The 12,281-nt window shown below is 57.9% G+C and carries 10 protein-coding genes; 9 read left to right on the top strand and 1 reads right to left on the bottom strand.

All coding sequences use genetic code 11. The annotated features are described in order from the left end of the window. Window positions 1-14 precede the first annotated feature (14 nt). Entirely contained in the window at window positions 15-614 is a 600-nt protein-coding gene (locus NA78x_RS22110; RefSeq protein WP_425614554.1) for an HAD family hydrolase, read from the bottom strand. A 1,227-nt stretch (window positions 615-1,841) separates the two neighbouring features. Here NA78x_RS22110 and aroC point away from each other — a divergent pair. From aroC to NA78x_RS22065, 9 genes are all read left to right on the top strand, one after another. Then, window positions 1,842-2,984, top strand: a complete 1,143-nt coding sequence (gene aroC, locus NA78x_RS22105) for a chorismate synthase (RefSeq protein WP_425614553.1) — start codon at window positions 1,842-1,844, stop codon at window positions 2,982-2,984. 50 nt (window positions 2,985-3,034) lie between these two features. Next, window positions 3,035-4,387: a hypothetical protein gene (locus tag NA78x_RS22100; RefSeq protein ID WP_425614552.1), complete on the top strand. Its 1,353-nt coding sequence runs from the start codon at window positions 3,035-3,037 to the stop codon at window positions 4,385-4,387. A 106-nt stretch (window positions 4,388-4,493) separates the two neighbouring features. After that, the gene (locus NA78x_RS22095; RefSeq protein WP_425614551.1) at window positions 4,494-5,393 is read left to right on the top strand and encodes a polyprenyl synthetase family protein; all 900 of its coding nucleotides are present in this window, start codon (window positions 4,494-4,496) and stop codon (window positions 5,391-5,393) included. A 6-nt stretch (window positions 5,394-5,399) separates the two neighbouring features. Beyond that, entirely contained in the window at window positions 5,400-7,310 is a 1,911-nt protein-coding gene (gene dxs / locus NA78x_RS22090; RefSeq protein ID WP_425614550.1) for a 1-deoxy-D-xylulose-5-phosphate synthase, read from the top strand. A 65-nt stretch (window positions 7,311-7,375) separates the two neighbouring features. Then, the gene (locus NA78x_RS22085) at window positions 7,376-8,287 is read left to right on the top strand and encodes an RDD family protein (RefSeq protein ID WP_425614549.1); all 912 of its coding nucleotides are present in this window, start codon (window positions 7,376-7,378) and stop codon (window positions 8,285-8,287) included. Window positions 8,288-8,339: 52 nt separating this feature from the next. Further along, window positions 8,340-9,323, top strand: coding sequence for a stage II sporulation protein M (locus NA78x_RS22080; protein ID WP_425614548.1), 984 nt, complete (start codon window positions 8,340-8,342; stop codon window positions 9,321-9,323). After that, a complete protein-coding gene (locus NA78x_RS22075; RefSeq protein WP_425614547.1) occupies window positions 9,310-10,200 on the top strand; it encodes a hypothetical protein in 891 nt (296 codons plus the stop codon). Before NA78x_RS22080 ends, NA78x_RS22075 begins: the two co-directional genes overlap by 14 nt. 17 nt (window positions 10,201-10,217) lie before the next feature. Then, window positions 10,218-11,018: a DUF4129 domain-containing protein gene (locus NA78x_RS22070; protein ID WP_425614546.1), complete on the top strand. Its 801-nt coding sequence runs from the start codon at window positions 10,218-10,220 to the stop codon at window positions 11,016-11,018. Continuing rightward, window positions 11,015-12,220, top strand: coding sequence for a DUF4350 domain-containing protein (locus NA78x_RS22065; RefSeq protein WP_425614545.1), 1,206 nt, complete (start codon window positions 11,015-11,017; stop codon window positions 12,218-12,220). Before NA78x_RS22070 ends, NA78x_RS22065 begins: the two co-directional genes overlap by 4 nt. Window positions 12,221-12,281 lie beyond the last annotated feature (61 nt).

Here is a 12,281-nt window from a genome sequence, read left to right as displayed (position 1 = left end):
CGCAACTCCCACCCCTACAACGACTCCAGCCATTGCAAGAGGAGCGTCGATTCTGCCAGCGAGCGCAGCACAAGATCCGCCTGTTCGTGGTTCTCGTAAGTGCTGGGGTCGACTTCGCCAGCGAGAAGGACGGTGCGAGTGCCGGCAGCGCGACCGCATTCGATGTCGTAGCGATAGTCGCCGATCATCACGACCTCTTCCGGTTGCACCTGCCATTCGCGGCAGATTTTTTCGATCGGCCAGGGGTGAGGTTTCACGGGACCATCGTCGCGAGTGATGACGTGCGGAAAGTGCAGTCCGACGCCACGCAAAGTCGCCTCGGTCACCGGCCGGCTGTTGCGGGTGACAATCGCCTGGTGCCACCGACGCCGTTTCACTTCCGCGAGCAGATCGGCCACTCCTGGCAACAACTGCGAGCGGGCGGCCCCTGCGCGCTCGTGGCGATCAAGGATTTCTTGGCAGCGGGCGGCATGCGGGGCGGGCAACTTCGTGAGCGCCTCCAGAATTGCCATCTGCGGCGGCAGTTGCATCTCCTCTCGCATCAGATCGAAATCCAGCCGCGAGTCCACCAGCGTGCCATCCAGATCGAAAATCACACCCCGAATGGTTGGCACGCGATCCAAGCCTTTTAAGTACGGTTTTCAGGAAAGCCCATAGGCAGCGAGGAACCTCATTGTAGCCCGGGCGGCAACTACCGGGCCGTGTGCTCGTGCGACCGGCATGAATAATTGCGTTCCCCAATTTTTTGTGACCAGACTAGTCACGGACGGTTGTATAATTGATATCGACATGTTATGTAATAGCTGTTTACGTGCCAGCCACGGGAGAGCGATATTGCGCGCCCGTCGAGAATTACTAGACTGTTGATGCGCATTCGTAAGTCGTTTGCGAAGAGGCGATGCCGGCGAAGCGTTAGGGGAGATCAGCTGCCATTTGTTGACAGTGGAGATATCGCGTTTTGGGACTGTTCAGAAGGCCTGCGGAGGGCGAAAAGCGGTTATCAAATGGTTATCGAGAAAAGACTCGAATTGCGGTTATCGACGAGCGAAGCCGATGGCTGGCAATCACTTGAGGCGAGGGATGAGTTTGTGAGAAGTGGCGAAAAGGTTATCACCTCACCCCCTGTTCAGACTGGTTCGGTGATTAGCGATGCGAGTGGAGGCTGAACTGCCCTTATCCATGTGAACGCAGCAGCGTCTGATTGCGGGAGCTGGTTAATCCACGGTTGCCGGGGCAGCCAACGGAGACGAGGTGTAGATCACCAGATTCGTTGCGACGTAAGTGCGGAAGGGGACGAACAGGCGGGATGAGATTAATGGAAATTTGGTCGCCGTAGGTACACAGGCGATTGGTGCCCAGAGAGGTGAATCCGAGACTGTTCAGCTGGCCCTTTGGTGGTTATCAAACGGTTATCAGGAAAACGGCAGATTACCGTTTGCCGCGAATTGCAAACCATAACCCGGTAGATGGTTACGGCGATTTTTCAGATTCAATTTTTCGCGAGAAAAAGTTATCAAAAAACACTGTTCAGGTGGCTGTTCAATGAGCTGAGGAGGCGAGTCGGTTAGTGGTGGGTTCGAGAACATTGGAAGGGTTGGTGATTGGCCATGGTTGAGCAAGTTGTGGATCGGCCCGTCATCCCGGCTGTCTCCGGAGTGCCGAGGAGAGGTGGTAAGAGTCGGTGGGCAACGTGCTCTAAGTGTCCACGTTATCCCGCTGGAAAACCGCCCTGTTCGTGACTTCGAACCGTAACTAGAATTCACATCACGGTTTATTGTGCGCGGGCTCTCCCTGCGCACCCGCTGAACGAGAGACGATTTTTACGCAACTGTTTGGATGTCATGACTTTACGTTATTGGACCGCGGGTGAGTCTCACGGCAAGGCCTTGCTGGCCTTGGTCGACGGCTTTCCGGCGGGGGTGAAGCTCGATACGGCGGTGATCGACCAGGAACTGCGTCGGCGACAGGGAGGCTATGGACGGGGCGGGCGGCAGCGGATTGAGACCGACACGGTCGATGTGCTGTCGGGCATTTGGAAGGGCGAGACCCTCGGCAGCCCCATCGCGCTGCAGGTCGTCAACAAAGATTACAAGCTGGAACGGCTTAGCGACTTGCAACGCCCGCGACCAGGTCACGGCGACCTGACCGGGGCCATCAAATACATGGGTTCGATCCGCGGCATTCTCGAACGGGCCAGTGCCCGCGAGACCACGGTTCGCGTGGCTGCGGGGGCACTCGCCCGGCAGTTGCTTTCGGCGTTCCACATCGAAGTGATTGGCTACGTGGTGGAACTTGGTGGGATCAAGCTCGACCCGGTCGACGCCCCTCTGGCCGAACGGCTGCAACGGCGCGAGAGCAGTGAGGTCTATTCGCTGGTGCCCGAGAAGGACGAGGAAGTCAAAAAGCTGATCGACGAAACCGGTAAGGCCGGCGATACGCTCGGCGGCATTGTCGAGGTGCGCGTCGAAGGGATGCCGTTTGGTTTGGGCACGCACGCACAGTGGGATTTGAAGCTGGACGGACGGATCGCTCAGGCAGTGATGGCCGTGCAGGCGATCAAGGGTGTCGAGATTGGACTGGGCTTCGAAGCGGCTCGTCGGCCGGGCTCGCAAGTTCACGACCCGATCCAGTTCGATCCCGAGACTCGCGACACAGCGACGCTGGGCTTCAGCCGACCAACGAACAACGCCGGGGGACTCGAAGCGGGCATGACCAATGGCCAGCCTTTGGTCGTCCGCGCCGCGATGAAGCCGATCAGCACGCTGGCCAAGCCCCTGGGCTCGGTGAATCTCGAAACGAAGGAAGCCGAAAACGCTCAGTACGAACGGAGCGATGTGTGCGCGGTCTCGGCCGCGAGCGTGATCGTGGAGAACGTGGTGGCGTTTGAAATCGCCCGCGCGCTGGTCGAAAAGTTCGGCAATGACAGCCTGGTGGAAATGCAAGCTCGGTTGGAATTGTTCAACAAGATGGCCCGAGAAAGATAGTCGATTTGATTCGTTGATTGGACAGAGTTGACTGAACAAGGACGTTCGTCATGCACCGCAATACCGCACAACTCGTATGCCGACTCGGCTTCGTGCTGTGCTGCCTATTGCCTACGTGCATCACGGCGGGCTGGGTTACCTATCGCTCGTTGCCGGGAGTGATGCTCTCGCAAAAACAAGAGTGGGAGCAGGTGCTCAGCCAAAAGCTGGGCCTGCGAGTCACGTGCGAGAAGGTCGACTACTGGCGGCCCGAGGCGGCGGAGCTGACCAACGTCGCGCTCTTCGACGAAGAGACCGGCGCACCGATCGGCACGATCGCTTCGCTGGAAGTCATTCGTGAAGAGAAACAATGGAAGCTGATTGGCTGGCAGGTGGTGGTGGAATCGGTCCAGCTGCCGCAGTTGCGCAATCTGCTGCAGCAGCGCTGGTTGCGGATGCAACAAACCGCGGAATCACTCCCCTGCGAGATCTGGATTCGTGAGTTCACGCTGCGAGATGCCGAGCGAAGCTTGACGCTGGTCGATCTGAACGGGACCTGGAAACAGGGTGCCGAAGGGCCCATCGCGGAACTGCTGTTTCGCTTGCCTGAAGCGGATCCACAATTGCCGCGAGGTCGAATCGTGGTGCAACGCAATCGGCAAACATCGCCGCCGAGTTCGCGCTGGCAGTTCGACAGCGGCTCGTTGCCTTTGCCTTGTTCGCTGGCCACGGCAGGCTGGCCCGAGGTGAAGCACTTGGGCATCGGCGCGACGTTTGTGGGACGGTTGGAGTTTGTTCAAGCAGGTGAGCAATCGACGGGGAGGCTGAGCGGCACGTTGCACAACGTCGATCTCGATGCACTCATCAGCGAGCAGTTCGCCCATCAGCTAAGCGGACTGGCAACTTGCAAAATTGACGATGCGACCATCGAGGGGGGCAGGCTGACCTCGATTCGCGGCACCGTGCAAGCTCGCGATGGCTGGATTGGCAGATCGCTGCTGCTGGCCGCGGCCGAGCACTTGCAGCTGAACTGTCCACCAGTGGAGTCACTGGCGAGTGGAACGGGCGCGGTCTCGTTTCGACAGCTGTCGTTGGGGTTTGGTCTGCGTGGCGGAGAATTGAACCTGACCGGCAGTGCCGATGCGCTGCGTGCAGGCGTGTTGCTGGCGACGGCCAACGGATCGCTGCTGGAACTGCCACCACGGCATCAGGCAACTTCGCTGGGGCTGCTGCGGACGCTGGTCCCGGAGCAGGAATGGCAAGTTCCGGCGGCTCGTTCGACCCAGTCGTTGGCTCGGTTCCTGCCGCTGCCGGATCTGGTTCCGTCAACGACGGCCGACCGGCGTCGGCTCGATCATGTGCGCATTCAATTGCAACCAACGCAAAATCCTCAAGGGCAAGCGGTCAAGCAGCCCTTTCGCTAGGGCGAATGTCGAGTCGCTAAGGTCCAGTCCCCCTCACTTGCCCGGCACTCAAGCGGTATGATACTTCCACACCCATTTCACTCGCCCCGAGTCGGCCCGCCCCGCTATGTCTGCTGACGGTTCTGCCGAAGAATTCGCTGCTTATTGCCAAGCTTGGCGTCAGCGCGTCGAACACAAGTTAAGCGACTACACGACTTACGGCGACGACTGCCCGGCTCATCTCGCTGCGGCGATTCGGCACAGCCTGCTGGCCCCAGCCAAACGATTGCGGCCGCTGCTGGTGTTAATGGCTTGCGAGGCCTGCGGTTATGATGCTATGGCAGCCCTGCCGGCGGCCTGTGCGGTTGAGTTCATTCACACCTATTCGCTCATTCATGACGACTTGCCAGCGATGGACAACGACGAGCTTCGTCGGGGTCTGCCGACCTGTCATGTCGCGTATGGCGAAGCGACGGCGATCCTGGCAGGCGATGCCTTGCTCGCCCAGGCGTTTGAACTGATTGCGCGGGATATTCAGCCTCCGGCGGTGGCCGCTAAGTGCGTGCTGGAACTGGCGGTTGCGGCTGGAGCAGGCAACCTGGTCGGCGGACAGCAAGACGACTTGCATCCACAGCACTTGGCCCAGAATTTGGCGGGTTTGGAACGGATTCATCGGCGAAAGACGGGAGCCATGATTGAGGTTTCGCTGCGGCTCGGCGGGTTGATCGCTGGAGCGAACCAGGAGCAGTTACAGGGGCTCAGTCAGTACGGGCAATGCCTGGGATTAGCCTTCCAAATTGTTGATGACCTCTTGGACTTGGGCGGTGACGAGAGCAAGATGGGTAAGAAGACTCGCAAAGATTCGGATGCTGGGAAGTTGACCTATCCCGGTCTTATAGGGGAGGATGCTAGCCGCGAACGAGCCAGCCGGTTGATTGCCGAGGCTCGTCAGGCGGTTGCCGTCTTCGCCCCGCGTGCGACGCATTTGGAAGCGCTCGCCCGCTATGTGTTGGAAAGGAATCATTAAGCAGCTATGCACCAGATGCTTTCAAAGATTGAATCGGCTCAAGACCTGCAGAAGATGTCGGTCGGTGAGTTGACCACGCTCGCAGCGGAGATCCGGGACGTGCTTTGCAATTTGCTCAGCACGCGGACCGCTCACTTCGCTTCGAACCTGGGCGTGGTCGAGCTCACTTTGGCTTTGCACAGCGTGTACGATTTCCGCCGCGATCGGCTGATCTGGGACACCGGCCACCAAATCTATCCACACAAGCTCGTCACCGGTCGCTATCACGAGTTCAGCACCATCCGCACCAAGGGTGGTCTGATGGGCTACCCTAACCCGCACGAAAGCGAATACGACCTGTTCATGACCGGCCACGCCGGTTCCAGCGTCTCGACCGTGGTCGGCTTGAAGAGTGGTGACGACCTGCGCGGAGAAGGTGACCGTCGCGCAGTGGCAGTCATCGGCGATGGTGCGTTTCCTTCGGGCATCGTTTTCGAAGCACTCAACAATGCGGGTGGCCTGAAGAGCGATACGCTCGTCATCCTCAACGACAACAAGATGTCGATCTGCCCGCGCGTCGGCGGCATGGCCAGCTACATGGACCGCCTGCGCACCACACCCTTCTATGCCGGCTTGAAGACGGAAGTCGTCAAGGCACTGAACAAGGTTCCGCTGCTGGGCGACCCCGTCGAACGCTTCCTCGCTCAGATGAAGGAAGCAGTCAAAGCCGGCCTGCATGGCGGCATGATGTTCGAAGATCTGGGCTTCCGCTACTTGGGGCCGATTGACGGTCACAACATTGTCGTGCTGAAGAAGTACCTGCAGATGGTCAAGGATCTGAAGGGTCCGATCCTGTTGCACGTGGTCACCGAAAAAGGTCACGGCTATCAACCGGCCGCTGCCGATCCCGTTTTCTTCCATACCCCCCCAGCCTTCGAGGACGAAGGTGGCTGCGCGGTGCCAAAGAAATCGGGTGGTTCGCCCGCTTATACCAATCTGATGAGCGAAGCGATTGGCAACGCGATGCGCCGCGATAGTCGCGTGACGGTCCTCACCGCCGCGATGTGCCAAGGGAACAAGTTGGAAAAAGTGCGCGAGGAATTCCCGTCTCGCTTCTTCGATACCGGCATTTGTGAGTCGCACGCGGTCGCTTTCGCGGGCGGTCAAGCCAAAGCAGGTATGCGGCCCATCGTCGATATCTACAGCACGTTTTTGCAACGCAGCTATGACCAAATTTTCCAGGAAGTGGCCCTGCAAAACCTGCCGGTTATGTTCACGCTCGATCGTGCGGGCCTGACCGGTCCCGACGGCCCGACGCATCACGGCTCGTACGACATTGCCTACATGCGAGTCTTCCCGAACATCGTTTGCATGGCTCCCGGCGATACGTACGACGCCCAGCGAATGATCGACTTTGCCCTGTCGCTCGATTCGCCGACATCGATTCGCTATCCGAAGGCGAATGCCGAGACCTTGCCCGGCGAACGTTCGCCGCTTGAGCTTGGCAAGGCAGAAGTCCTGCGCTGGGGGCGCGATGGCATCATCATCGCCTGCGGTACGCTGGTCACTGAGTGCGTCCGCGCGGCAGATCGCATGCGACAAGACGGCCTGGATATTGGCGTGGTGAATGCCCGCTTTATCAAGCCCATCGATCGCGAAATGGTAGAACGAGCTCTGCGTGAATGTCCGTTCGTGATTACCGTTGAAGAAGGCTGCCTGATGGGTGGATTCGGCAGCGCGGTGTTGGAAGCAGCGGCAGACATGGGCCTCGATTGCAGCCGCATCAAGCGACTCGGTCTGCCCGATAGGTTTGTCGAACATGCCGAGCGAGCTGAACTGCTGGCGGATCTCGGCCTGGATCAACTTGGCATTATCAGTGCGTGCCGCGCCATGGCCGAACGGAGCCACGCTTCGCCCAGCATGCAAGCGAACTCGTAACCAACGGGAATGCCAACCCATCGGAGACTTGCGGCTGACCGCTGGCCAGCGATAATAAGGGCTCTATGGCACAGCGTCGCGAGCAAATCGATTCCATTATCCGGGTGGTCACACCGGAGAACATCGCGTTCGAGTATCGCTTGGCGGGACCATTCCGCCGCTTGCCAGCCTTGCTGGTCGACTGGGCCATCATGGCCACGGGGATGATCATCTTCGGCATCATCCTGATGCTCACGCTCACCACCATCAGCATGGGACTGTCGGTCGCCATTATCATCATCGTGTCGTTCCTCGTGCAGTGGTTTTATACCGGGCTGTTCGAGGTCTACATGAACGGGCAGACCCCCGGCAAACGCTTGACCGGCCTGCGCGTGCTGACGACCGAAGGTCAGCCGATCAATGGCATGCAGTCGATCATGCGAAACCTATTTCGCGGAGCAGATCTGTTTCCCGGCATGCCGCTGATTGGCGTCGTGGTGATGACTCTCAACGATCGCAGCCAGCGATTGGGTGATTTGGTCGCAGGCACGATTGTGGTTGTCGAACAAAATTCCTGGCTCACGGGCGTCGCCAAACTAGAAGATCACCGCGCCATTCAACTGGCCGGCTACTTGCCGCCGAACTTCGTGGTCTCGCGACAATTGGCGAGAGCGCTCGCCACGTATGTCGAACGGCGACGTTTCTTTTCGCCTCTTCGCCGCCGCGAAGTTGCCAAGCATTTGGGCGAACCATTGTTACAGCAGTTTGGTCTTCCAGCTGATACCTCCTACGACTTGCTTCTCTGCTCACTGTACTACCGCACGTTCATCGCAGATCGTCATCAGGACGAACAACGGCTGGCCGAAGCCAAAGCCGCAGCGCTGCAAAACAACCCGTTTCAGAATGTCGGGAACCCATTCCCGGTTCAAGTGAAAATGCCGCCCTTGCCGCAAGAGCAAATGGTCAGCATTCCGCTGGAAACACCGCCCAAGTTTTAAGCCACTCACCATCGTCTCATCACTCTGCCGCTGACGCACGAAGGCCGACGCCATGAAAGTAGTCGAACTACTCGAACGCCGCCGCAAGAACTGGCAGGAGCTCGAGCGATACTGCGCGCGGTCGAGTTTGAACTCGCTCAACACGGCGGAGATTTCCCGCTTCTCGGCTCTCTACCGTGCCGCCTGTGCGGACTTGGCGTTATCGAACTCGTATCAATTGCCCGAAAACACCGTGCAGTATCTGCATGGCATCGTGGGCCGAGCACACAACCAGCTGTATCGCAGCAAGCGGCTCGATTTTGCTGCGTGGAGCAAGATGCTACTGGAAGATGTTCCCCAGCGCATCTTCAATGATCGCTGCGTGCAGTTCATGTTCTGCTTGTTCTGGGGATTCTTCATTCTGAGCGCTTGGCTGGCCTACTCGAAGTCGACCTGGCCCGACTATGCCGAACAGATGATGAAGCCCGAGATGATCGAACAGCTGGAAGGGAATTTTAAGAACCCCATCGATGGCACCGGCCGCGACGGCGACATGAACCTCATTATGGCCGCATTCTACATTCGCCATAACACAGGCATTGGTCTGCAGTGCTTCGTTTGGGGACTGCTCGTCGTTCCGGGACTGTATGTGACTGTCAAGAATGCGCTCGTGTTGGGAGCAGCCTTTGGCTACATGGCCCGGCCCGATGTTCCTGAGGGGGCGAACTTTTTTCACTTCGTGACCGCGCATGGTCCCTTTGAGCTAACGGCCATCGTGTTGTCTGCCGGAGCGGGCCTAAGACTCGGCTTGGCCTGGATCATGCCGGGGCAACTTTCCCGCGGGGCTTCGTTGCAACAAACCGGCAAGGAGATGATGCCGGTCATGTGCTCGGCCATGATCATGTTCGGCATGGCTGCGTTCATCGAAGGTTTTTTATCTCCCTCGGCCGCCCCTTACTGGATTAAGGCAGCAGTCGCGATCATTTCGAGTTCTGCCTTGGCGTTTTACTTCATCGTGCTCGGATTCCCGCGGAGCCTGCTCGGTGCAACTCGATAACACCCGCATCTCGATCCGCGAGCGCAACCTGCTCGAAACCGTCGATCTTTCGTTTCGCGTCCTCCGCGAATTCTGGAAGCCGTGGCTCATTTGCTCGCTCTTGGCCATTGTGCCGCTGGCGATCTTGAACGGCATTTTCCTCGGTTGGATGGCCTACGATCTCGACTATGTCGAAGAATGGCCGATGCGCTATTTTTGGACGATGGCGGTCTTCATCTACATGGAAGCCCCACTCGCTTCGATCTTTGTCGTCGGGTACATGGGCCCTGCGGTCTTCATGGAGAAGCCCACGATCAAGCAAGTGTTCTGGGATACTCTGCGACAATTCCCCTCAATCTTCATCTGCCAGTTCCTGTTGCGTGGCTTGTTGCCGTTGTGGTTGCTGGTCGCGACGTTCGATCTCGTCGAACCGAACTGGCCCATCGAAGCTTTTGTGATTCCGTTTTTGCTCATGCCGATTGCCACCGCTCTGCGTGCCTTTCGCCCCTACATCAACGAAATTGTGCTGCTCGAAAAGAACCCGTTGCGCTCAAGCAATCCGAACGTGCTCACGATTGGAAAACGTAGCTCGCACTTGCACGGTCCCTATGGTGGCGACCTGTTTGTTCGCTGGCTCGGCACTTGCTTGATTACGCTGAGCCTGATTGGAATGGTCGGCGTCTCGACATTTGTGCTGCAATCGATCTTGTTCTCAAATACCGAACTGAACTGGATCCTGGTTTATTTTTGGTATCCTGCGGTGCTGTGGATTGTCGTCAGCCTCGTCTCGCTCGTTCGCTTTCTCGATTACCTGGACCTGCGAATTCGCCACGAAGGCTGGGAAGTCGAACTGCTGATGAAAGCCGAAGCCCTGCGTCTCAAACCGAACCTCGTTTAGCTTTTCTGCTCGCCGTGATGAAACTGTTTCAACTCCTGCTGCTCGCTGGCCTGCTGATATCAGCCGTTGGTCTACCGCCAACCTGCTGCGGGCAAGACGCTGCGCTGGACGAAGATCCATCCGTCACTCAGGGGCGAGAAGCATTGCAGGGCAGAACTTACTTTCCCTTTTACGACCCCAAGACGGACGATGTTCGCCGTGTTGACGTGAAGGAAAACAATCCCTCGACCGACCCCAACAGCAAGGCCAAATGGGCCGCGCAACCGGGAACAACTCCCGCGAGGGGCGCTATCGGCGGTGGTCGAAGTTCATTAGGCCCAATTTTTCAGGTCATCGGCCTCTCGATCCTGACACTGCTGATTGTCGCGGTCGCCATTCTGCTCGTGAAGACCTTTTTGCAAGGCGAGCAAACTCAAACGCAGGGAACGCAGTTCGTCGATACGCACAAAGACATTGATCGCGTGGAGGACCTGCCCTTCCAGCTCAAACGAGTCACTGGCGACTTTCTCGCGGAAGCCCGCCGTCTGTATGAAGCTGGGCAATACTCCGAAGCGGTCATCTACCTTTTCAGTTACCAACTCGTAGCGCTCGATAAGCGGCACGTCATTCGATTGGCCAAAGGTAAGACCAATCGCCAGTACCTGCGCGAGGCTCGTTCCCGCGAACCACTCAAGCAAATGCTGCAAGGAACCATGATCTCGTTCGAGGATGTCTTTTTTGGACATCACGAACTGAGCCGCGAACGGTTCGAGGAAAGTTGGCATCGGCTGGACGACTTCCACGCGCAACTCGAGAAAGTGGAGCTCGCCGCCGCATGAGCATCGGACGCACCTATCGCTCCGCCACCGAGAAGACCGAGAGAAGCTCGTACACGCTTCCGCTCGTGTTCGTCGGCCTGGTGATCTTGATCTTCTTTGTCGTCTGGCTGATGCGAGGATCGGAACAACTGCATACCGAATATGGTCGCCGCACGGGTACCGAAAGTCGCACCAGCGTGAATGGCACGCTCGTCCTTTCCGAGATGTTCCGCAAAGCAGGTCATTCGGTCACCTCGCTCGACAAGCTTTCACCCCGCTTGCGAAAGTATCAAACGATCGTCTGGTTCCCCGACGATTTTAATGTACCGACCGAAGAACAACGGCAGTTTCTCGAGAACTGGCTAAGTGAGGGAAGTGGTCGCACGGTGATCTATGTCGGCCGCGACTACGATGCGGCTACGGCCTATTGGACGCGCGTGCAGCCTCTGGCTCCTCCCGCCCAAGCCAGCGAAGTTCGCCGGCAATTGGCCGAAGCCAAATCAAAGTTCGCCACCAGTCGCGCTAAACTGCCGAAGGGCAAATCCGCGGATTGGTTCGTCGTGCGGGAAGGTGCGCCGCATCGAATCACAAAGCTGGAAGGACCTTGGGCCGAAGACATCGATGCCAAGGCAGCCGAGATCATCGTCTCCAGTCATTTGGATGTGCCCACGAAAAAGGATGGGGCCAAGAGCAGCAGTTTGCCTGACGAGTTCGAAGTCTTTCTGAAAGGGGACGGAGACCCGATCATCACGCGGGTGACTCAACCATCGGATCTGTCGTGGGGCGATGGCCAGATCATCATTGTCAACAACGGCAGCATGCTGCTGAACTATCCGCTCATCAATCGCGAGCATCGCAAGCTCGCGGGCCGTTTAATTGCCGAGTGCGATCCCGCCGGCGATGTGGCATTCATCGAAAGTGGTGAAGGTGGTCCCGCGGTCGAGCATCGGCAAATCGCCAAGGCCAGTTCAGAATGGCCTTTTCCCATGAACTCGATCGTGTTTCACATGGTGATGCTTGCCATCGTCTATTGCCTGGCGAAGTCGGCCATTTTTGGTCGTGCCCGCAAGCTACCCGCTGATTCACCCTCCGACTTCGGTAAACACATCACAGCGCTCGGCAAGCTGATGCAACGAACCAAAGATCAATCGTATGCCTATGCTCGGCTGCAACAGTACCGCCAGCATGGCAAACGGGATTCCGGCAAGGCACATAAGAAATAACGATCCTCAACCATGAACAAAAACAATGAAATGCCTTGCCTCGCATGGTATGACGTTGCCG

The organism is Anatilimnocola aquadivae, from assembly GCF_049819085.1.
Taxonomy (GTDB): Bacteria; Planctomycetota; Planctomycetia; order Pirellulales; family Pirellulaceae; genus Anatilimnocola.
The sequence above is the reverse complement of the archived record's forward strand: the minus strand, read 5'-3'. Positions and strand labels throughout refer to the sequence as shown.